This is a genomic window from Pseudomonas sp. A-B-19 (assembly GCF_019947515.1).
Lineage (GTDB): Bacteria > Pseudomonadota > Gammaproteobacteria > Pseudomonadales > Pseudomonadaceae > Aquipseudomonas.
Genome location: NZ_JAGYGN010000004.1, coordinates 237,120 through 256,884, shown reverse-complemented (window position 1 = coordinate 256,884; position 19,765 = coordinate 237,120). Strand labels below are relative to the sequence as shown.

Sequence of the window (19,765 nt, the reverse complement as noted above, 5' to 3'; positions counted from 1 at the left end):
TACAGGGGGTTCAAGCCCAGCCCCAGAACTGCAACCACCAGCCAAACCCGATCAGGCCGTTGGCGAGGAACAGGCAAACGCCACCCGACACACACCGCGCCAGGGAAATACCTTCGCGTCTCAGCCGCTTCCAACCCAGTAGCAGGCTCCACCCCATGGCGGCCAGTAACAGGCAGGCCCTGGCGGGCTGTACCCACTCCAGCAGCAGACCTTCATAACGCAGTAATTTGACGGTGGTGGCCGACAGCCCGAGAAACAGTCCGGCACCCCCCAGAGGCGTGAGTGTCAGCGCCAGAGGCCAATACAGTGCGTGATCTCGCGCCAGTCGGGCCGTCAGTCGCAGGAGCAGTATCAATGCTGTGCCGAGCACGATCGAACTCAAACTCAAGTAAGCGACGATGCTGAAACCGTCGAGCCAACTGAAGCTGTCGTTGAGTTGCGGGTAATGGGTCAGCAACCACCAGGGGGCGTTGTCCCGTAAGGCCCAGAGCTGATTGTGTTCCACCAGCCACTGGGCCAGGTTTTGTTTGAGGGTGATAAACCATGGGCTGACTGTCCACTGAAACGCGCCCATGGCCAAGCCGATCACACCGAACAGCAGCAAGCGTGTATCCCAAGGGGACAGCGTCTGCGCGGTTGCGTGAAGAATCTCCTGATTGCTGGAGCGGGCAATCAGTTGAACTGCACCGCGTTGCCCGCTGCAGCGTCCGCAGGCGTGGCAATCACTGGCGCCTTGCAGGCGGCGGATATCGAGCAGGGGGGCGCAGTTGGGTGGCGGCAGGCGTGGCGCGGGATTCTCTATCCAGCGTTGTTCATCGACGTGAAAGTGCACAGGGGCCAACCGGGCAAGCAGGGCGAAAACGCCGCTGACCGGGCACAGGTAACGGCACCAGACCCGCTTGCCCCGGGCGAACAACAACCCGACGATGACCGCTGCGACGGTCGAGCCACCCAGAATCAACAGTGCGGCCTGGGCATAGTCATAGACGCTGATCAACTGGCCGTAGAGGGTCGTCAGGCAGAACGCCAGTGTGGGCCAGCCGCCCCAGCGTAACCAGCGCGGCACACCCAGGCCTTTACCGTAATGGCTGGCCCATTCGCTGAGCGAACCTTCCGGGCACAGAACGCCACACCAGAGTCGGCCGAAGCACACCATCGACAGCAACACGAACGGCCACCAGATTCCCCAGAATAGAAACTGCGCGAGCAAGGTCAGGTTGTCGAGTATCCGTGCCTGGCTGTCCGGCAACGGCAGCAGCGCCGGAGTCACCAACAGCACTGTGTAAAACAGTACGACAGCCCACTGCACCGTACGGATGACGGGCGCATGGCGACGCATCCCGTCACCCAGGCGCTGGAGCCATCGATTGTGCCGGCTCAGTTCAGGCATGGGACTTTTTCCGGTGCGCGTTGGCGTAGCCAGGCGCTGGCGACCAGCCAGTAACCGACCCATACCAGTAAAGTCATGCCGCTGGGCGTTGCGCGATAACCGACCAAGCCGGCTAAAAAACCACCCAATCCATGGCTGTCGCTCAGCAACAGGCTGCTGTTCCAAAGCGATTCGCCTGCGAGGCTGTAAATCACCTCCGGCAAATCCAGGGCGAGCAGTTGGCCGCCGATTCGTTCGGTGCCGCTGACCAGCAACCCCGCGCCGAGCATGAGCAAGATGACTTCGCTGATGGCAAAGAATCGTTGCCATGAAATGAAGCGGCGACTGCTGTGCAGCAGCGTCACGGTCAGCGCGGACAACACCAGCCCCGACACGCCGCCGACGGCAAACAAACCAAGCTGCGGACCTCGCAACCGGGCGCCGGCGCCATAGAGAAATACCACCGTTTCGCTGCCTTCGCGGCTGATCGCGAGCATGGCCAGCAGTAGTAGACCTGCGCCTCCTTGGCGGGCCAGGTGGCTATCGGCGTGCCGTCGCAAATCGTGGTTGAGGGTGCGCCCGTGGCGGTGCATCCAGCCGACCATCTGCACCATCAACAGGCTGGCAAACAGTGCGAGTGCAGCCTGGAACCATTCACTGGCCGACCCGCTCATGGCCTCACCGGCAAACAGGATCAACACCGCCAGCAAGCCCGAGAGCAGCAACCCCAGCACCACCCCCGTCCAGAGGTATTTGACCAGACGATTGCCTTGGCTTTGCTGGCTGGCCCAGGCCTGGAGAATACCGATCACCAGCAACGCCTCGACGCTTTCGCGCCAGACGATGAACATTGATTGATTCATGGAAGCTCCGTGCGCTAACAGGTTATTTCGCGAGGATGCCGCCCTCGGGCAATTGCGGGTTGAACTCGTCGAAAAATGGATAGTGACCGGGCTTGAGCGGATGAATGACGACGAAGGTCGTCACGCCCGGCGACAGTACTTTTTCAACCCGCAATGGCGTGCTCTCGAACTCGGCCGGCCCCTGACCGCTATTTTTCAGGACGATCTTGAAGCGCTGTCCGGCGGGAACCTCGAGCAAGGCAGGGGCGAAGTGACCATCGCGCAGGGTCAGTTCGTAGCTCGGCAACTCGGCATGGGCCGTCAACGGCGCCGCTGCTGCGGCCACGATCAGCCAGGCAAGATGCAGACGCTTCATTCAATAGCCGCCTTTTTTACCGATGCCGGCGTAGATGAACTCGTAGTGCAGTTCGCAGCGTTCGAACCAGGGCGCTACACCGGTTTCCTTATCGGTATGACGCCCGAGGGAGCCGTGACCGGTGGGTGGCAGCACGGTGAAAGTCAACCGATATTGGCCCGGCCCCAGCAGCTTCACATTGTCGCCATAGTGCGGGCCGTCATTGGCGACCATGGCATGGAAGTCACCCTTGATTTCGTCCGGGTTACCCACTCTGCTCAAGTTGAACGAGACATTGAGGTAAGGCACGAAACTGCCTTCCTGAAAGCCCTGTCGATTGTCCGCGGTGGCCCGAATGTCGGCTTCCAGGTGAACATCGGAATCGACAGTAGCCCGCATCATGCCGGCCGGGGCCATCTCGATCGGTTGCAGATACACCGCCCCGACTTCCAGCCCCTGACACAGCTGTGGTTCCCCGATCGGGTATTCCTTTGCGTGAGCCAGCGGTACGAGCAAGAGCAGGGCGAGTGAGAGGTGGGTACGCATAATGTCTTCCTGAGCACTGAGGAGTAGGAACCCGAGTCTAGGAAGCTTTGCTGCGAACAATAATGATTGTTGTCAAGTTTTGAGCAATTAAACCGATGGCTCGGGCTTGATATCCATCAAGGAGGGTTTTGCACAAAGGTTGTAGGTTGCAAGAGCGCCTCTCAATGATCGGAGATCGAAATGGCCAAGAATTTCCCCGTCAACCCCAAGCACCCCGAGCGCATCTGTTGGGGATGCGACCGGTATTGTCCGGCCAAGTCCCTGGCATGCGGCAATGGCTCGGAGCGTACGATGCATCCGGCCGAGATGTTCGGAGAAGATTGGCATTCGCCTGGCGACTGGGGCATCGAGCCCTTCATCGCCACAGACAGGGCAGCGGACGATGGTAGTGAATAACCCTGCGTCGCTGCCTGAGAAGTACAGGGACAAGGGACCATTCGAAAAACTGGCCGCTGGTCGAAAAGCAAGACTTCATCCAGGGTGTGGGCTGAAGTGTCGGCCGGCAGGTTTTTCCAAACCCCGGAAACGACAAAGCCCTGAATAATCAGGGCTTTGTCGTATAAAGATGGCGGAGGCGATGGGATTCGAACTCATGGACCTGTTACAGTCGACGGTTTTCAAGACCGTTGCCTTAAACCACTCGGCCACACCTCCGTTTGCGTTGCGGGCGCCATAATACCTGAATGAAACACACTGTCAAACTCTCTGCGTAGCTTGTTACAGAGCGTCTGTTATGATCTTTGCGACTGAACGTTTCAAACCAACAGGAGTGTCGCCATGCGCGAACAGGATTACGCAGTTAATAACAGCGTGCAGGCTGAGCAGCTAGAGGTTAGCCGCGTCCTGCGCAACACATACGGCTTGCTCGCCCTGACCCTGGCATTCAGCGGTGTGACGGCCTACGTTGCCCAGCAGATGCGTGTTGGCTACCCGAACATTTTCGTGGTGCTGATCGGCTTCTACGGTCTTTTCTTCCTCACCAACAAACTCCGTGATTCGGCCTGGGGCCTGGTGTCGGCATTTGCCCTGACCGGTTTCATGGGTTTCCTGCTGGGCCCGATCCTCAACCGTTACCTGGGTATGCAGGGCGGCGCTGAAGTGGTCAGCTCGGCGTTCGCGATGACGGCGCTGGTGTTTGGCGGTCTGTCGGCGTATGTGCTGATCACCCGCAAGGACATGAGCTTCCTCGGCGGCTTCATCACGGCAGGCTTCTTCGTGCTGCTGGGTGCGACGCTGGCGGGCATGTTCTTCCAGATCAGCGGCCTGCAACTGGCGATCAGCGCAGGTTTCGTGCTGTTCTCCTCGGTCTGCATTCTGTTCCAGACCAGCGCCATCATTCATGGCGGCGAGCGTAACTACATCATGGCCACCATCAGCCTGTATGTATCGATCTACAACCTGTTCATCAGCCTGTTGCAGCTGTTCGGCATCATGGGCCGCGATGATTGATCGTCGGCATTAAATGAAAAACCCGCTTCGGCGGGTTTTTTATGATCTGGAATTCAGGGTCACTCCACAATGACGATGCTGCCGTCGGCTTGCTGGCGGTAGATGGTGTAGGGCAGCAACAAGGTGTCGAGCGCGCCGGAGATGACCACGTCGATCAGCACAATGGCGGGGGCACTATCATGCACCTGCGCATCGCGGCCTTTTTCCAGGGGGGCATTCAGCGTGCAGAAGTCGTAGGTCACGCCGCTGTAGATTCGCGGTACCGCGCCGCAATAACTCTTGTGGTCCCTGAGGCTTTTTGCAGCCACTTCGTCACCGCGCACAACCGTTTGAATCGTGCCGCAACCCGCCAGCAGCATCGCCACGAGTAGCATCGCCTGAATTTTCATACCGTCAATCCTTCGCCGGAAACCGCCAATCTACTTAAGTCTGAAGCAGATATCACTCACGCCATGGGTGGCAACCGGCGCTTGACCGGGGTTTTCTTGACGATCGCCGTATTGGTTTCAGCGTGGGTGTTGAGGCGGTCGAGCAGGGTGTCCAGTTGTTCCATCGAGCGCACATGCAGGCGCGCGATGAAGCAGTCGTCGCCGGTGACCTTGTCGCACTCGGTGAATTCGGGAATGGCCATGATTTGCCGTTCCACTTCCTGCAATTGACCCGGCAACGGGCGAATTCGCACGATGGCCTGGAGCTGATAGCCAAAGCATTTCGGGTCGATTTCAACGGTGTAGCCCTTGAGCACGCCACGCTCTTCCAGGCGGCGCAGACGCTCGGCGACGCTGGGGGAGGACAGGCCGCTGATTTGCGCCAGGGCCTTGAGCGAGCGTCGCGAGTCTTCCATCAGCGCCGTGATCAGCACCTGGTCGATGTCATCGGTCATGGCGAAATCCTCTGTTAGGCATTTTTTCGAAATGGCCTTTATAAAAAAGGCAGATCTCGAGTTTAGCCTGCTTTTTGCTCTGGAGTAGCCCCTGGGTGCATTGGCATACTTTGGCCACAAACACAGGAGTCTGATGATGGACAAATCCCTACGCCGCGGTTCGTTCGAAATGACGGCCGCCATGCTGATCTCCGGCACCATCGGCTGGTTCGTGCTGGTGTCCGGGCAACCGGTGCTGGATGTGGTGTTCTGGCGCTGCCTGTTCGGTGCCGGCACCTTGCTGTTGATTTGTGCGGCCTTCGGCTTTCTGCGCCCCGGCATTCTGACCCGCACGACCTTCCTGCTGGCGGTGCTCAGCGGTGTGGCGATTGTCGGCAACTGGGTGCTGTTGTTCGCGTCCTATTCCCGGGCGTCGATTGCCATCGGCACTGCCGTCTATAACGTCCAGCCGTTCATGCTGGTCGGGCTGGCGGCGTTGTTCCTCAACGAAAAGATCACCGCGCAGAAGCTGGCCTGGCTGGGCGTGTCGTTTCTCGGGATGCTGGCGATTGTCAGCGCCCATGGCAGCCAGGGCGAGAGCGGCAGCGATTACTTGTTGGGCATTGCCCTGGCCTTGGGTGCGGCGTTTCTCTATGCGATTGCCGCGTTGATCATCAAGCGTCTGACCGGTACCCCGCCGCATTTGATCGCGCTGATCCAGGTCAGCACGGGCGTGTTGTTGCTCGCGCCATTCGCGCATTTTTCCGCACTGCCCCAGGCACCGAGCGCGTGGGCCAGCCTGGTGACGCTGGGCATGCTGCACACCGGTGTGATGTACGTGTTGCTGTACGGTGCGATTCAAAAGCTGCCGACTGCGCTGACGGGGGCGCTGTCCTTCATTTACCCGATCGCGGCGATTTTCGTCGACTGGTTTGCCTTTGGCCATCGCCTGGAGCCGCTGCAATGGATCGGCGTCGCGGCGATTCTGCTGGCCGCTGCCGGCATGCAACAAGGCTGGTCGCTGAAGTTTCGGCGCATGGTGACGCCGTAACCCGCTGGCCAGGCGTCAGATGTTCCAGCGCGGCGCATTACCGGCCAGTCGCTGGCGCATCTGGCCGATGTTGGCGGCCAGTTGTTGAGTCAGCAGGCGATAACCGTCCAGTGTGTTGTAGACCGGCGCATCGAGGCTGACCAGCGGTACATCCACAGGGCGACTGAGCCGCTGGACCGCACCGGATTTCAACGCCCGGGCCATGCCGATCAATTGCACGCGAATCTGTCGATGCTCGGCTTTCAATGCCGTTTGCATCAGCGACATCGCCTCGAGGTCATTGGCATCCGGGCGGGTGTTGCCGAGGATTTCCAGGGTACTGACGCACATGCGCAGATTGCGCTGGATGGCATCCAGCTCGGTCATGGAAATCTTCACCTCCTTGGACACCGATGGCATCAACGAGCGAAGTTGCACCATCACCGCGTTCAGGCGGGTCATGAGCTTGAGGTGTTCGTCGGCAGTGATGGCCTGGCCGTCAATGATGCGCCCGTAGATTTTCGCGCAATCACGCAGCGCATCGGCCAGGTTGTAGCGCCAGGAATACACCGCGTACAGCGGCAGGGCGAAGGAAAACGCCAGGGCCAGGGCAATGCCGATCAGGATATCCACCCCGCGCCACAAGCCATCGGTGACCGGGTTGTCGCCGTGCCCGGCGACGATGAACACGGTGATCGCCGACAGCAGCGCGGTGTAACCACCCTTGCCGATGGCGTGATACGAGAAAAAACCGCAGACCACCGACATCGCGAAATAGGTCAGCCACAGCATCCCGAGCCAGGCCTGTTGTGCCACCAACGCCAGGCCGACACCGGCGCCAATCAAGGTGCCAATGGCACGCTCGGCGGCTTTTTTGCCGATGTTGCCGTGATGCTGCAAGCCGCCGATCACCACCAGCATCGTCACCGACGCCCATTCACCGTGGGGCAGATGGATACCGGTGGTCAGCAGGATGGTCGCCAGCAACCCGAGCGACACCCGCACCGCGTGGATCACCCGGGCATGGCGGTAGCGCCGGTACGGGTCCAGCAACGGACGCAGCAGTCGGCGCAGCAGCGGTGGCAGTCGATGGGTTCTGGATGTATTCAGGCCGGCTCTCCTCAGAAGATGTAGTCGGTGGTCAGGAAGCTCGAACTGCGGCCGCTGATGATCTCGCTGATCAGGTCCTTGTTGGTCTCCTGGAATTTGGTGGCCACCAGGGTACGGATCGAAAACACCCGCAGTGCGTCATGGACTGACAAGGTGCCTTCGGCGGAGTTCTTGCGACCATTGAAGGGGTAGGTATCCGGGCCGCGCTGGCATTGGGCGTTGAGGTTGATGCGCCCGACCTGATTGGCGAAGGTGTCCACCAGCCGGCCGACCGCCACCGGGTTGGTGCCGAAGATGCTCAACTGTTGGCCGAAGTCCGACTCCAGCACGTAGTCGATCACGGTATCCAGATGACGGTACGGCACGATGGGGATGACCGGGCCGAACTGCTCTTCCTGATAAACGCGCATCTGCGGCGTGACCGGGTACAACACCGCCGGGTAGAAGAACGACGCACGAGCCTCACCACCGTTGGGGTTGACCACTTTGGCGCCTTTGCTTTCGGCGTCAGCTACTAGAGAATGCAGATAGTCGACCTTGCCCGATTCCGGCAGGGGTGTCAGGGATACGCCACTTTCCCAGGGCATGCCGGGTTTGAGGTTGGCGAGCCTGGCATTGAATTTGTCGATGAAGGACTCGACCACGTCTTCGTGGACAAACAGGATCTTCAGCGCGGTGCAGCGTTGGCCATTGAATGACAGCGAGCCGGTCACCGCTTCACTGACCGCGTTGTCCAGATCCACTTCCGGCAGGACGATGCCTGGGTTTTTCGCATCCAGGCCCAGCGCCGCGCGCAAACGGTGGGGTCTCGGATGGAGTTTTTTCAGGTCGCTGGCGGCTTTGTTGGTGCCAATGAAGGCAAAGATGTCGATCTTGCCGCTGGCCATCAACGCACTGACCGTCTCGCGGCCGCTGCCGTAGATGACGTTGATCACCCCGGCCGGAAAGCTGTCGCGGAAGGCTTCCAGTAGCGGGCGAATCAGCAGCACGCCGAGCTTGGCCGGCTTGAACACCACGGTATTGCCCATGATCAGCGCCGGGATCAGCGTGGTGAAGGTTTCGTTCAACGGGTAGTTGTAAGGCCCCATGCACAGGGCCACGCCCATCGGCACGCGACGGATCTGGCCGAGGGTGTCCTGTTCCAGTTCGAAACGGCTGGAGCGGCGGTCGAGTTCCTTCAGCGCGTTGATGGTGTCGACGATGTAGTCGCAGGTGCGGTCGAACTCCTTTTCCGAATCCTTGAGGTTCTTGCCGATTTCCCACATCAGCAGCTTGACCACGGCGTCGCGCTGCTCGCGCATGCGCCCCAGGAAGGTTTCGACGTGCTGGATGCGTTCGGCCACGCGCATGGTCGGCCACAATCCCTGGCCCCGGTCATAAGCACGGACGGCAGCGTCGAGGGCGGTCAATGCGGTCTCGGCATCGAGCAGCGGCGTGCTGCCGAGGATCACTTGTTCGTCGCCATTGGCGCCGGTCAGGTACACCGGGCTGCGGACCTGGGCCAGTGGCCCGTTCCAGGTTCTCAGTACGCCATCAACCAGGTACTCACGCTGCTCGGACTGGCCGTCAAGGCGGTACTTTTCCGGGATGTCGGCGGGGCTCGGGAACAGGTTCTGGAGAATATTGGCTGTGGTCATGTCGCTACCCCTCTGGATTGGATAATGCACTGATGAATCGTTTTAGCAGACCTCAGCAACCCTTGTCATGACTCATTTCAGCGTTTGCCGCACAGCGTGAAGGATCGCGGATTCATCGACCCCAGCAGTCATGGTCTCGGAAGTGCTGCTTGTTGGCCCCCGATGCCCTCAACCCGATCAACTGAAAAGCCTAGCCTTTGTTTGGCCTTGGTGGGGTGCGTCTTTGCGGCGTTGCTGGCCTCTGACGGCACACAAATCCTCGTACTGCGGTTAAACTCCATGCTCTTTTTCAAGGAGTTCATATGAGCTATTACCAGCCGGGCATTCTCGCCGCCCCCGTTCCGCCTCAAGCCCGCCATATGTTCTTCGTCCTCGAATCCATCGAGGCATTGCCGGTCGCGCTCGACAACTTGATGCAACTGGTGGACGGGAAATCGGCTGTCGTCGGCTTCGGTGAATCGCTGGTCAATGCGCTGCACGCTCAGATCGATGGCCTGCGAACCTTTCCGGCGTTGACCGGTGTGGGCGTCGACAATCCGTCGACCCAGCACGCGCTCTGGTGCTGGCTGCACGGTGAAGACCGTGGTGAGCTGCTCAATCGCAGTAACGCCATCGAAGCGGCAGTGGCCCCGGCGTTGCGTCTGGTGCAGATGAACGAAACCTTCCGCCACATGACCGGTCATGACCTGACCGGCTACGAAGATGGCACCGAGAATCCCCAAGACGAAGCCGCTGTCGCCGCCGCCCTGGTGGGTGAAGGTGCCGAGGGGCTGGTCGGTGGCAGCTTTGCCGCGATCCAGCAGTGGCAGCATGACTTGAAAGGTTTCCATGGGCTGTCGGCGGATGAAAAGGACAACATCATAGGTCGGCGTTTGAGCGATAACGAAGAGATCGACGACGCGCCGGTTTGCGCCCACGTCAAACGCACCGCCCAGGAAAGCTTTGCGCCTGAAGCCTTCGTGGTGCGCCGTTCGATGCCGTGGATCGAAGGCGACCGTGCCGGGCTGATGTTCCTGGCCTTCGGTTTTTCCCTCGACGCCTTCGAAGCCCAACTGCGCCGCATGAGTGGCCTGGAAGACGGCATCACCGACGGTTTGTACCGCATCAGCCGTCCGGTCACCGGTGGCTACTACTGGTGCCCGCCGCTCAAGGACGGTCGACTGGACTTGCGCGCTTTGCGCATTGGCTGATCCCTCAGACCACAGCCCCTGTGGGAGCAAGCTCGCTCCCACAGGGGCTGTGGTGAATCTAACCTTATGCGCATTCGGTATTTCTCAAGCGTGTCATAGCCTCTCTAAGATCACGTCATAACTCGTTATAACAAGTGATCTGCCATGACCGATAACGTTCTATCCCTGAGCAGCGTTCCGTTGCACACTCAGCTGCGAGACGTGCTGCGTACCCGCATCCTCGACGGTAAATATCCGCAAGACAGCCAGATGCCTTCCGAAAGCGAGCTTGGCGCGTTGTTCAAGGTCAGCCGCATCACCGTGCGCCAGGCCTTGGGTGACCTGCAGAAGGAAGGGCTGATCTTCAAGATTCACGGCAAAGGCACCTTCGTCGCCAAACCGAAAACCTTCCAGAACGTCAGCACCCTGCAAGGCCTGGCCGAGTCCATGACCGGTCGCGGCTATGAGGTGATCAACCGCCTGCGCAGCTTCAAGTTCATTGCCGCCAACAAGCTCGTCGCCGAGCGTCTGCAGGTGGCCGAAGGCGAGGTCGTGGCGCAGATCAAACGGGTGCGCCTGATCAATCGAGAGCCGATTTCCCTGGAAATCACTTACCTGCCCAAGGCCATTGGCGAGCGCCTGGAAAAAGCCGACCTGGTCACCCGCGACATTTTCCAGATTCTGGAAAACGACTGCGGTCTGACCCTGGGGCACGCCGACCTGGCCATCGATGCAGTACTGGCCAACAGCGACCTGACCCGGGCGCTGAACGTCGAACCCGGCTCGCCGATCATGCACATCGAACGCTTGACCCACGATGCCGAAGGTTGGCCGCTGGACTTCGAACACCTTTACTACCGTGGCGATGCCTTCCAGTACCGCCTGCGGATCGACCGGCAAAAAGGGGAGCAGGCATGACGCGCAGTACGTTGGAGCAGGAATACGACATCGTCGTGATCGGCGGCGGCACTGCCGGCCCCATGGCGGCGATCAAGGCCAAGGAACGCAACCGCGACCTGCGGGTGTTGTTGATCGACAAGGCCAACGTCAAGCGCAGCGGCGCGATCAGCATGGGCATGGACGGCCTGAACAACGCGATCATTCCCGGCCACTCGACGCCGGAGCAATACACCAAGGAAATCACCATCGCCAACGACGGCATCGTCAATCAGGCTGCGGTGTACGCCTATGCCACCCACAGCTTCGAAACCATCGAGCAACTGGACCGCTGGGGTGTGAAATTCGAGAAGGACGAAACCGGCGACTATGCAGTGAAAAAGGTTCACCACATGGGCGCCTACGTGTTGCCGATGCCGGAAGGGCACGACATCAAGAAAGTCCTGTATCGGCAGTTGAAGCGCGCGCGGGTGAGCATCACCAATCGCCTGGTCTGCACCCGATTGCTGACGGACGAAGAGGGCGCAGTCAACGGCGTGATGGGCTTCGACTGCCGCACCGCGGACTTCCATGTGATCAAGGCCAAGGCGGTGATCCTCGCCTGCGGTGCCGCTGGACGCTTGGGGTTGCCATCCTCGGGCTACCTGATGGGCACCTACGAGAATCCGACCAATGCCGGCGACGGCTTCTCGATGGCCTACCACGCCGGAGCCGAGCTGGCGAACCTGGAATGCTTCCAGATCAACCCGCTGATCAAGGATTACAACGGTCCGGCCTGCGCCTACGTCACTGGTCCCTTGGGCGGCTACACCGCCAACAACAAGGGTGAGCGCTTCATCGAGTGCGACTACTGGAGCGGGCAGATGATGTGGGAATTCCACCAGGAGCTGGAAAGCGGCAATGGCCCGGTGTTCCTCAAACTCGATCACCTGGCCGAGGAAACCATCCAGAACATCGAGCAGATCCTGCACAGCAACGAGCGTCCGAGTCGCGGCCAGTTCCATGCCAATCGCGGCACTGACTACCGCACGCAGATGGTCGAGATGCACATCTCCGAAATCGGTTTTTGCAGCGGGCATTCGGCATCGGGGGTGTGGGTCAACGAGAAGGCCGAGACCTCGGTCAAGGGCTTGTACTCGGCCGGTGACATGGCCGCCGTGCCGCACAACTACATGCTCGGCGCGTTCACCTACGGCTGGTTCGCCGGCCACAACGCAGCGGATTTTGTCGCCGGGCGTGAGTTCTCTGCGCTGGATGCTGCGCAGATCGAAACCGAAAAACAACGGGTCTACGCGCCGCTGGACCGCGAACACGGCCTGCCACCGGCCCAGGTCGAGTACAAGCTGCGGCGCTTCGTCAACGACTACCTGCAACCGCCGAAAGGGACCAGGAAGATGCAAATCGGCCTGCAACGCTTCAGCGACATCCAGCGCGATCTCGACCAGATCAAGGCCCACAACGCCCACGAGCTGATGCGCGCCATGGAAGTCAGCATGATCCGCGACTGCGCCGAAATGGCCGCCCGCGCTTCATTGTTCCGCGCCGAAAGCCGCTGGGGGCTTTACCACTATCGCGTCGATCACCCGCAACGCAACGACCGCGACTGGTTCTGTCATTGCCACCTGAAGAAAGACCCAAACGGTTTGATGAGCAGTTTCAAGAAAGCCGTCGAGCCTTACATCATCGCGCTGGATGCCGACGAGATGCAGGCCTACGACCGGTTGCGGGTCGGTGCCGACGCGGCTTGATGCGACTACAAAAGAGAGACCGAACATGGCTTACCAACCCCAGGAAATCTTCTTTCGCTCCAACGCACCAGTCACGGTCGATGAAGACAAATGCATCGCCCACAAAGGCTGCACAGTGTGCGTCGACGTCTGCCCGATGGACCTGCTGGCGATCAACCCGGCCACGCAAAAGGCCTACATGGCCTTCGATGAGTGCTGGTACTGCATGCCCTGTGAAAAGGACTGCCCGACGGGCGCTGTGAAAGTCGAGATTCCGTACTTATTGCGGTAACCGCTTTTGTAGGCGCTGGCTTGCCAGCGAAGACAATTTCAAATTCAACCTTGTTGTACCTGACACACCGCTTTCGCCGGCAAGCCGGCTCCTACAGTGGTTTGTTCAGGGCTTTAAATCCAGAAAACACCCAGAAACCTAATGTAGGAGCTGGCTTGCCAGCGAAGACGCCAGAACAGACAACCCAAAACGCCATCCGGCCACCACCGGACGCCTGATTCACAACACCCCTCGTTTCCCACCACGCCCTGATCGTGGCGGAGACGAACATCCTATAAATGATTCGAGGGGAAACACTCATGATGTTGCGTGCAGCTTTGGCCGGTCTGGTACTGGCTTCATTCACCCTGTCGGCCTCGGCCGAAACCATCCGCATTGCCATCGGCACCCAGGACACCACCATCAACTGCGCCGCCGGCGGATTGTTGATTCGCGAACTCGGGTTGCTGGACAAATACCTGCCCCACGATGGCCCCTACAAAGATGCCCAATACGAGGTGCAGTGGAAAAACTTCACCAGCGGCGCGCCCCTGACCAATGAGATGGTGGCCGGCAAACTCGACTTCGGCGCCATGGCCGATTTCCCCGGCGCGTTCAACGGCGTGGCGTTCGAAACGGCAGGCAAGCACAGCCTGTTCATCAGCGTGCTGTCGGGCAGCATCAAGGGCAGCGGCAACGGCATCGTGGTGCCAAGCGCATCGGGCGTGCAGTCGCTGGCAGAGCTCAAGGGCAAGACCATCTCCGTACCGTTCGCTTCCACCGCCCATGGCATGCTGCTGCGCGCCGTGGCGGCCCAGGGCTGGGACCCGCTCAAGGATGTGAACATCATCGCCCAGCCGCCGGAAGTCGCCGGCTCCGCGTTGCAGGCCGGCAAGATTGATGCTCACGCCGACTTCGTGCCCTTCGCCGAACTGTTCCCCAGCCGGGGTTTCGCCCGCAAGATTTATGACGGCGCCCAGGCCAGTGCGCCGACCTTCCACGGCACGCTGGTCGATCAGGCCTACGCGAAAAAGTACCCGGAAATCGTCGTCGCTTACCTGCGGGCGAGTATCGAAGCCAACCAGCTGTTGGCGGCTGAGCCGGAGAAATACAGCGAGTTGATCGCCAAGGTCACCGGGGTCGATGCCGAGGTCAATTACCTGTTCCATGGCCCTCTCGGTGTGCAGACCCGCGACCTGAGCTGGAAGCCGGAATACCGTCAGGCCGTGGGCACCGCCATCGATACCCTCAAGTTGTTGAAGAAGGCCGATCGCGGTCTGGATCTCAACACCTTCATCGACGACCAATACATCCGCGCCGCCTTCAAGGCCTCGAACCTGGACTACAGCGCGCAGCTTGCGAATTACCGGCAGGCGCCGCTCAAGGCCGTCGATGCCGCCAGCGGCCAAACCATCAGCGACTTCAGCCACGTGGCGGAAATCTGGGTGCGTGGCGAGCCGAAAATCCGCCAGTACGCCTCGGCGCAAGCGGCGTTTGCCGCGCTGGCAGCCCTGAAGCAGGAAGGCAAGAACATCCGCGCGGTGTACGCCCAGGCCAGCGACAGCGGGATCAAGCTGCTGGCGGACCAGGCGTGGTTTGCCACCGATGGGAAAGGGCAGCTGAGTGCGTTCCTGCTCAAAGGCCAGGCCCAGCAGTTCGCCACGGCCCAGGGCGGCAAAGTCTTTGACTTTACCGATGCCACGGCCCAGGCCGTGGCCGTTCGCTAATCCCCAGAACACCACAATCCCCTGTGGGAGCGGGCTTGCCCGCGATGAGGCCAGACCAGTCGACATCGATGTCGTTTGACCCACCGCCATCGCGAGCAAGCTCGCTCCCACAGGATTCACGGGTTGAGAGGAATAATTGTGTACCGATCCTATTCACGCTGGATTCCAAGAGCCGCCTCCTTGCTGCTCTGTCTCATATTCTGGCAACTCGCCGCCAGCCACCACTGGAACCTTGGCCTCGTGACCTTCGCCAACGTCCCGACCCCCGTGGCGGTCATTGAAGCGGCCCACGGCCTCGGCGACTCCGGCAAACTCGGTCAACACCTGGGCAGCAGTCTCGGCCGGGTGTTCGCCGGCTACCTCGCGGCACTGTTCATCGGTGTGGCCCTGGGCCTGGCCATCGGTCGCTCGAAATGGGCCGAAGATCTGTTGCTGCCACCCCTGGAAGTGCTGCGTCCGATCCCGGCGGTGGCGTGGATTCCCCTGGCGATCCTGATGTTTCCCTCCTCGGAGCTGTCGATGGTGTTCATCACCTTCACCGGCGCCCTGTTCCCGATCCTGCTCAACACCGTGCACGGCGTCGAAGGCGTCGACCCACGGCTGATCGCCTCGGCGAAAAGCCTCGGGGCAGGGCGCCGGGCCATCCTGCTGGAGGTGATTCTTCCGGGCGCCGCGCCGAGCATCATCACCGGCCTGGCCATCGGCATGGGCACCTCGTGGTTCTGCCTGGTGACGGCGGAGATGATCTCCGGCCAATTCGGCATCGGCTATTACACCTGGGAGTCCTACACCATCCAGAACTACGCCGACATCGTGGTCGGCATGTTGCTGATCGGCGTGCTCGGCATGGGCAGCAGTCTGTTGATCAAGCGTCTGGGCGGGCTGTTCACACCCTGGCATCGACCGCGAGGAAAAGCCTGATGAGCGTTTTTCAACACATGGAAGGGCGTATCGATATTTACGGGCTGTCGATCAGCCTGGGCGAGGGCGACACTGCCTTCGAAGCGGTGCAGGGTCTCGACTGCCAGATCGAGCCGGGGCAGTTCGTGTGCATTCTCGGGCCGTCCGGTTGCGGCAAATCGACCTTGCTCGGCGCCCTGGCCGGTCACCTGCAACCGCGCACCGGCACGCTGAATGTCGATGGCGCGGCAGTGTCGAGCCCATCGCCCCAGCGCGGCATGGTGTTCCAGCAGCACACACTGTTTCCGTGGCGCACGGTGCGTGACAACGTGGCGTTCGGCTTGAAAATGCGGGGCGTCGGCAGGGCTGAACGGCACAAAGCAGCGGATGAAATCCTCGCCCTGGTGGGCCTCGAAGGTTTTGCCGGGCGCTGGCCCGACCAGCTCTCCGGCGGCATGCAGCAACGGGTGGAAATTGCCCGGGTGCTGATCAACCGTCCGCGCCTGCTGCTGATGGACGAACCCTTCGGTGCCCTCGATGCCCTGACCCGATTGAACATGCAGGAACTGCTGCTGGACATCTGGACGCGCATCCGCACCACCGTGGTGTTTGTCACCCATGACATCGACGAAGCGCTGTTCCTCGCCGATCGCTTGCTGGTCATGAGCTCGCGCCCCGGGCGGATCATCGAAGACCTGCGCCTGGATTTCCCTCGGCCGCGCAGCACCGATCTGGTGACCCGCCCTGAATTCTCACACCTCAAGCGTCATTGCCTCGAACTCCTGCGGCACGAAGACGGTCGGCAACTGCCGCGCCTGAACCCGCTCGGACTTCCTCCTGAAAACAAACTGCCGCGGTTTGCCCTATGACCTCACTATTCGATGTAACCGATAACGACGACATTCTGGCCCTGCAACCGCGCCTGACCGATGACGACCCCGGCGTGCGCCGGATCGCACTGATCGAACTGGCCGATCTCGAGGAGCCGGACGGCCTTCAGTGGTTGATCAATCGACTGGGCGAAGACCCGATTGCAGAGGTTCGCGCCGAAGCCGCGCGGTTGCTGGAAGCCTGGGAGGACGCGCCCGTGGTCGAAGCGCTGTGCCAGGCGCTGACCGATCCATCCCCGGCGGTGCAGGCGGCCGCTGCGCAAAGCCTCAGCCTGCTCAAGAGTGAAGCGGCGGGCCAGGTCATTCTGCCGTGGACCGGGCACGCCGACAGCGGTGTACGCGTCGCCGCGTTCAGGGCGTTGCGCGAGTTGCGTTGCCCCGATGCCGCCGAAGCGGCTGCCCGGGCACTGATTGATGAAAGCGCCAGCGTGCGCCGCGAGGCGGTGGGCGTGCTCGGCTGGCTCAAGCAACTCGATGCCTTGCCGGCACTGGCACGGCTGGCCAGCGCTGACCCGGACACTGAAGTTCGGCGTGCCGCCACCGGGGCGCTGGGCCTGGCGTCCGACGCACAGGTGCTGCCGGCCCTGCGCCAGGCCTTGCGGGACGCTGCCTGGCAAGTCCGCGAAGAAGCCGCCACCACCCTGGGCAAGGTCGGCCACCCCGACGCCGGCCCGGCCCTGATCGACGCCCTGGACGACGATTACTGGCAGGTGCGCCTGCGCGCCACCCGCAGCCTCGGGCGCTTGCGTTTTGCACCTGCGCTCCAAGCGCTGATCGACACCCTCGGCCACCGCATCAGCAACCTGCGCAAGGAAGCCGCGTTGGCCCTGGGCGAATTGAACGACCCAGGGGCCATTGCGGCATTGCAGGCCGCGCAGGACGACGGCGACCCTGAAGTGCGCAAGGCCGTGCGCATTGCCTTGAGCCAACTGCAATGAACCCGGTGGCGATTGGCAATTCCCGCAGCAAACAGCAGTTGCGCCTGAACTGGCCGGATGGTCGCGAGCAACTGCTGGATCATGCCGAATTGCGCCGGCAGTGTCCGTGCTCGCAGTGCCGGGCGTTTCGGTTGCGGGGGATGGCGCCGATGGTGGATGTGCGGGTTCAGGTGATCGAATTGCACTCGCAGGGATATGGCCTGCAACTGGTCTTCAGCGATGGGCATGAGCGGGGGATTTATCCGTGGGCGTATCTTGCCGGGCTTATCGACTGAATCGAATTCCATTCCTCATCGGGAGCTGTCGCGGTCTGCGGCAACTCCCCGTGTGCGCTTCCAGTTGATCATGTTGCGAATACAGGTTCAGTAGCAGCTCGGATAAACGCATCGTCCACAGTATTTACGCCATACCGACGCATGAACTCACTACCATTGGCAAAGCGATTGAAGCGTTGCTGGCTAATCATGTAAAAATAATCACAGTGGTTAATTACCTCATCAACATTGTGCGAGGAAACCAGAATAGCGGTGCCCTCCCTGGCTGCGCCGTGAAGGCATTGCCAAATATAGCTACGAAACTCTGGATCTACACCAGCAGTAGGCTCGTCAAGAATCACGAAGTCTGCAGAAATTGAAAGAAGAGACAGAGTAAAGAACCAGCGTGTCTCTCCGTAGCTGCATAGCGATGATTTTTTGTTCCATATGTCTTGGTATCGGTCAACTATCGAAGGACTCCACGCACTTAGTTTTTTCAGGGTTTTATCTTGTGTCATGGGCTCGCTTGATGACAGCGCAGTCACCATTTTAAAAATGTCACGCATGCGCAACGGTGGGGGAGTGGAGATGATTTGTGAAAGGTATAAAAAGTGATTGAAGTCGTTTTTTATGAACCCGGATTTTGCTTTTTTCAGGTCACAGACGATATCGAAAAAAGTTGTTTTTCCAGATCCATTGGGCCCCAGAATTCCGACAATGTCGCCTTGAGCAATCTCAAGAGATGCCTGGGTCAAGAGGGGCTTGTCTGTATAGGAGAAGTCAATGCTTTGCGCCGTGAATTTTTTCATCAGTATCGGCTCCATACGGGATTGATCCTTAGGTGCTTGAACGTTCTGTGCAGTACTGAAATAAATAGAATAGTGATTGCTGTCGTGATGAGTTTGTTGGATTCAAGGCCTTGCTCCATTATCTGGCTTGCAAGTGTCAGTGGGTTTGCGAGGTTCAAAGCGTCGGTGATGGGGTTTGATCTGCTGGCACTCATTGCTCCGAGGATCAACATGCAGAACGAAAAAATGGAAAGCAGAGTGTTCGAGTTCTGAAAATTGATCGGTAATAATGAAAAAACAGCTCCGATCGTGCAAAACATCATAAAGCAGATGTAAAAGCGTAGTGCGATATTCAGTAGTTCATTGATGGCATAGTTTCCAAATGGGAATCTGGTCGTTAAGTAAAAGGTTGCACAGTAAGATATCGATATTAACGAGTAGGCAATGAGATGTGATAAAAGAAAAATCAGTTTCGATTCCTTGGAGTAAATAAAGGATCGAGTGAATCCGCTTTCCCTTCTTCCGATTATGTAAAAGGCGAATCCGAATAATGCGACACTTGAAGAGATGTAGGCATAAAACCATGCCGAAATCGTAATGTAGTTGCTCGAAAAATAGTTTGGGTCTTGTCTGGTTGTTGCAAAAAAATAGAACATCGCACAAGGCGATATCATGATCCAGAATAAGGCGATGGGTTCTTTTAATTGTTCTTTTATGAATATTGATGTCAGGGAGAAAATTCTGGGTAGGATATTTTTACTCATCGAGTTGAACCTTTTAAGGTTTGTTGTTTTTATTTTGCTTTTATTTGCGGGAAGTGCCGCTTGGCATGAAGTGGTGCTGCAAGGATTAGTTGATTTTACAGTGGGATGCAAGCGAGAGAATTCTGTGTTGTAGGATGATTCCTGCATGTTTTTAAGATGCGTCCTGCATGATGTTAGGAACCTTAGTGGCTTGGTCTTGTTTTGGTGTGGATGGTTTTTAGCGCGGAACTGTGAAATTCC

At 59.4% G+C, this 19,765-nt stretch carries 22 protein-coding genes and 1 tRNA gene; 13 read left to right on the top strand and 10 right to left on the bottom strand.

Annotated features, from left to right (window positions below; translation table 11 throughout):
* Positions 1-10: 10 nt before the first annotated feature.
* The 4 genes from KGA81_RS06730 to KGA81_RS06715 are packed head-to-tail and all read right to left on the bottom strand — an operon-like array spanning position 11 to position 3,112.
* On the bottom strand, positions 11-1,390 hold the full coding sequence (locus tag KGA81_RS06730) for a 4Fe-4S binding protein (RefSeq protein ID WP_223545114.1): 1,380 nt from the start codon (positions 1,388-1,390) through the stop codon (positions 11-13).
* On the bottom strand, positions 1,378-2,232 hold the full coding sequence (locus KGA81_RS06725) for an FTR1 family protein (RefSeq protein WP_223545113.1): 855 nt from the start codon (positions 2,230-2,232) through the stop codon (positions 1,378-1,380). Before KGA81_RS06725 ends, KGA81_RS06730 begins: the two co-directional genes overlap by 13 nt.
* A gap of 22 nt (positions 2,233-2,254) precedes the next feature.
* Positions 2,255-2,587, bottom strand: coding sequence for a cupredoxin domain-containing protein (locus KGA81_RS06720; protein WP_223545112.1), 333 nt, complete (start codon positions 2,585-2,587; stop codon positions 2,255-2,257).
* On the bottom strand, positions 2,588-3,112 hold the full coding sequence (locus KGA81_RS06715) for an iron transporter (protein ID WP_223545111.1): 525 nt from the start codon (positions 3,110-3,112) through the stop codon (positions 2,588-2,590).
* Between the two features lie 180 nt (positions 3,113-3,292).
* Between KGA81_RS06715 and KGA81_RS06710 the strand changes: the two genes are divergently transcribed.
* Positions 3,293-3,508, top strand: coding sequence for a DUF3079 domain-containing protein (locus tag KGA81_RS06710; RefSeq protein ID WP_223545110.1), 216 nt, complete (start codon positions 3,293-3,295; stop codon positions 3,506-3,508).
* Between the two features lie 170 nt (positions 3,509-3,678).
* Here the strand turns inward: KGA81_RS06710 and KGA81_RS06705 are convergent.
* Positions 3,679-3,766 (bottom strand) — tRNA-Ser (locus KGA81_RS06705).
* A gap of 123 nt (positions 3,767-3,889) precedes the next feature.
* Between KGA81_RS06705 and KGA81_RS06700 the strand changes: the two genes are divergently transcribed.
* Complete coding sequence (locus KGA81_RS06700) at positions 3,890-4,561, top strand: Bax inhibitor-1/YccA family protein (protein WP_085717671.1); 672 nt, start codon at positions 3,890-3,892, stop codon at positions 4,559-4,561.
* A 59-nt stretch (positions 4,562-4,620) separates the two neighbouring features.
* Here the strand turns inward: KGA81_RS06700 and KGA81_RS06695 are convergent, their stop codons facing one another.
* Both KGA81_RS06695 and KGA81_RS06690 read right to left on the bottom strand, forming a co-directional pair.
* On the bottom strand, positions 4,621-4,950 hold the full coding sequence (locus KGA81_RS06695) for a YceK/YidQ family lipoprotein (RefSeq protein WP_223545109.1): 330 nt from the start codon (positions 4,948-4,950) through the stop codon (positions 4,621-4,623).
* A gap of 56 nt (positions 4,951-5,006) precedes the next feature.
* A complete protein-coding gene (locus tag KGA81_RS06690; RefSeq protein ID WP_007987480.1) occupies positions 5,007-5,444 on the bottom strand; it encodes an Lrp/AsnC family transcriptional regulator in 438 nt (145 codons plus the stop codon).
* Positions 5,445-5,580: 136 nt separating this feature from the next.
* Between KGA81_RS06690 and KGA81_RS06685 the strand changes: the two genes are divergently transcribed.
* The gene (locus tag KGA81_RS06685) at positions 5,581-6,474 is read left to right on the top strand and encodes a DMT family transporter (RefSeq protein ID WP_223545108.1); all 894 of its coding nucleotides are present in this window, start codon (positions 5,581-5,583) and stop codon (positions 6,472-6,474) included.
* 15 nt (positions 6,475-6,489) lie between these two features.
* Here KGA81_RS06685 and KGA81_RS06680 read toward each other — a convergent pair whose 3' ends face one another.
* Positions 6,490-7,527 carry an FUSC family protein gene (locus tag KGA81_RS06680; protein ID WP_223545202.1) on the bottom strand — a complete coding sequence of 346 codons (1,038 nt, stop codon included), beginning with the start codon at positions 7,525-7,527 and terminating at the stop codon, positions 6,490-6,492.
* A gap of 47 nt (positions 7,528-7,574) precedes the next feature.
* Entirely contained in the window at positions 7,575-9,200 is a 1,626-nt protein-coding gene (locus KGA81_RS06675) for an NADP-dependent glyceraldehyde-3-phosphate dehydrogenase (protein WP_223545107.1), read from the bottom strand.
* Between the two features lie 302 nt (positions 9,201-9,502).
* On the opposite strand from KGA81_RS06675, the gene KGA81_RS06670 reads away from it, so the two are divergent.
* From KGA81_RS06670 to KGA81_RS06630, 9 genes are all read left to right on the top strand, one after another.
* Entirely contained in the window at positions 9,503-10,390 is an 888-nt protein-coding gene (locus KGA81_RS06670) for a Dyp-type peroxidase (RefSeq protein ID WP_223545106.1), read from the top strand.
* A 144-nt stretch (positions 10,391-10,534) separates the two neighbouring features.
* A complete protein-coding gene (locus KGA81_RS06665; protein WP_223545105.1) occupies positions 10,535-11,287 on the top strand; it encodes a GntR family transcriptional regulator in 753 nt (250 codons plus the stop codon).
* Entirely contained in the window at positions 11,284-13,014 is a 1,731-nt protein-coding gene (locus KGA81_RS06660) for a fumarate reductase/succinate dehydrogenase flavoprotein subunit (protein ID WP_223545104.1), read from the top strand. Before KGA81_RS06665 ends, KGA81_RS06660 begins: the two co-directional genes overlap by 4 nt.
* Before the next feature lie 25 nt (positions 13,015-13,039).
* On the top strand, positions 13,040-13,285 hold the full coding sequence (locus KGA81_RS06655; RefSeq protein WP_003180418.1) for a ferredoxin family protein: 246 nt from the start codon (positions 13,040-13,042) through the stop codon (positions 13,283-13,285).
* Between the two features lie 299 nt (positions 13,286-13,584).
* A complete protein-coding gene (locus KGA81_RS06650) occupies positions 13,585-14,991 on the top strand; it encodes an ABC transporter substrate-binding protein (RefSeq protein ID WP_223545103.1) in 1,407 nt (468 codons plus the stop codon).
* A 138-nt stretch (positions 14,992-15,129) separates the two neighbouring features.
* On the top strand, positions 15,130-15,912 hold the full coding sequence (locus tag KGA81_RS06645; protein ID WP_223545102.1) for an ABC transporter permease: 783 nt from the start codon (positions 15,130-15,132) through the stop codon (positions 15,910-15,912).
* A complete protein-coding gene (locus KGA81_RS06640; RefSeq protein WP_223545101.1) occupies positions 15,912-16,760 on the top strand; it encodes an ABC transporter ATP-binding protein in 849 nt (282 codons plus the stop codon). The genes KGA81_RS06645 and KGA81_RS06640 overlap by 1 nt, the downstream gene beginning before the upstream one ends.
* On the top strand, positions 16,757-17,719 hold the full coding sequence (locus KGA81_RS06635; protein ID WP_223545100.1) for a HEAT repeat domain-containing protein: 963 nt from the start codon (positions 16,757-16,759) through the stop codon (positions 17,717-17,719). The genes KGA81_RS06640 and KGA81_RS06635 overlap by 4 nt, the downstream gene beginning before the upstream one ends.
* Complete coding sequence (locus KGA81_RS06630; RefSeq protein ID WP_223545099.1) at positions 17,716-17,994, top strand: DUF971 domain-containing protein; 279 nt, start codon at positions 17,716-17,718, stop codon at positions 17,992-17,994. Before KGA81_RS06635 ends, KGA81_RS06630 begins: the two co-directional genes overlap by 4 nt.
* A gap of 68 nt (positions 17,995-18,062) precedes the next feature.
* On the opposite strand, the gene KGA81_RS06625 is transcribed toward KGA81_RS06630, so the two are convergent.
* Positions 18,063-18,782 carry an ATP-binding cassette domain-containing protein gene (locus KGA81_RS06625; RefSeq protein WP_223545098.1) on the bottom strand — a complete coding sequence of 240 codons (720 nt, stop codon included), beginning with the start codon at positions 18,780-18,782 and terminating at the stop codon, positions 18,063-18,065.
* Positions 18,783-19,433: 651 nt separating this feature from the next.
* Between KGA81_RS06625 and KGA81_RS06620 the strand changes: the two genes are divergently transcribed.
* Positions 19,434-19,658, top strand: coding sequence for a hypothetical protein (locus tag KGA81_RS06620; protein ID WP_223545097.1), 225 nt, complete (start codon positions 19,434-19,436; stop codon positions 19,656-19,658).
* The last annotated feature ends 107 nt before the right edge of the window (positions 19,659-19,765 follow it).

Coding starts and splice junctions, on each gene's coding strand:
- KGA81_RS06730 (WP_223545114.1), bottom strand. CDS start 1,390: ATGCCTGAACTGAGCCGGCACAATCGATGGCTCCAGCGCCTGGGTGAC.
- KGA81_RS06725 (WP_223545113.1), bottom strand. CDS start 2,232: ATGAATCAATCAATGTTCATCGTCTGGCGCGAAAGCGTCGAGGCGTTG.
- KGA81_RS06720 (WP_223545112.1), bottom strand. CDS start 2,587: ATGAAGCGTCTGCATCTTGCCTGGCTGATCGTGGCCGCAGCAGCGGCG.
- KGA81_RS06715 (WP_223545111.1), bottom strand. CDS start 3,112: ATGCGTACCCACCTCTCACTCGCCCTGCTCTTGCTCGTACCGCTGGCT.
- KGA81_RS06710 (WP_223545110.1), top strand. CDS start 3,293: ATGGCCAAGAATTTCCCCGTCAACCCCAAGCACCCCGAGCGCATCTGT.
- KGA81_RS06700 (WP_085717671.1), top strand. CDS start 3,890: ATGCGCGAACAGGATTACGCAGTTAATAACAGCGTGCAGGCTGAGCAG.
- KGA81_RS06695 (WP_223545109.1), bottom strand. CDS start 4,950: ATGAAAATTCAGGCGATGCTACTCGTGGCGATGCTGCTGGCGGGTTGC.
- KGA81_RS06690 (WP_007987480.1), bottom strand. CDS start 5,444: ATGACCGATGACATCGACCAGGTGCTGATCACGGCGCTGATGGAAGAC.
- KGA81_RS06685 (WP_223545108.1), top strand. CDS start 5,581: ATGGACAAATCCCTACGCCGCGGTTCGTTCGAAATGACGGCCGCCATG.
- KGA81_RS06675 (WP_223545107.1), bottom strand. CDS start 9,200: ATGACCACAGCCAATATTCTCCAGAACCTGTTCCCGAGCCCCGCCGAC.
- KGA81_RS06670 (WP_223545106.1), top strand. CDS start 9,503: ATGAGCTATTACCAGCCGGGCATTCTCGCCGCCCCCGTTCCGCCTCAA.
- KGA81_RS06665 (WP_223545105.1), top strand. CDS start 10,535: ATGACCGATAACGTTCTATCCCTGAGCAGCGTTCCGTTGCACACTCAG.
- KGA81_RS06660 (WP_223545104.1), top strand. CDS start 11,284: ATGACGCGCAGTACGTTGGAGCAGGAATACGACATCGTCGTGATCGGC.
- KGA81_RS06655 (WP_003180418.1), top strand. CDS start 13,040: ATGGCTTACCAACCCCAGGAAATCTTCTTTCGCTCCAACGCACCAGTC.
- KGA81_RS06650 (WP_223545103.1), top strand. CDS start 13,585: ATGATGTTGCGTGCAGCTTTGGCCGGTCTGGTACTGGCTTCATTCACC.
- KGA81_RS06640 (WP_223545101.1), top strand. CDS start 15,912: ATGAGCGTTTTTCAACACATGGAAGGGCGTATCGATATTTACGGGCTG.
- KGA81_RS06635 (WP_223545100.1), top strand. CDS start 16,757: ATGACCTCACTATTCGATGTAACCGATAACGACGACATTCTGGCCCTG.
- KGA81_RS06630 (WP_223545099.1), top strand. CDS start 17,716: ATGAACCCGGTGGCGATTGGCAATTCCCGCAGCAAACAGCAGTTGCGC.
- KGA81_RS06625 (WP_223545098.1), bottom strand. CDS start 18,782: ATGAAAAAATTCACGGCGCAAAGCATTGACTTCTCCTATACAGACAAG.
- KGA81_RS06620 (WP_223545097.1), top strand. CDS start 19,434: ATGATCCAGAATAAGGCGATGGGTTCTTTTAATTGTTCTTTTATGAAT.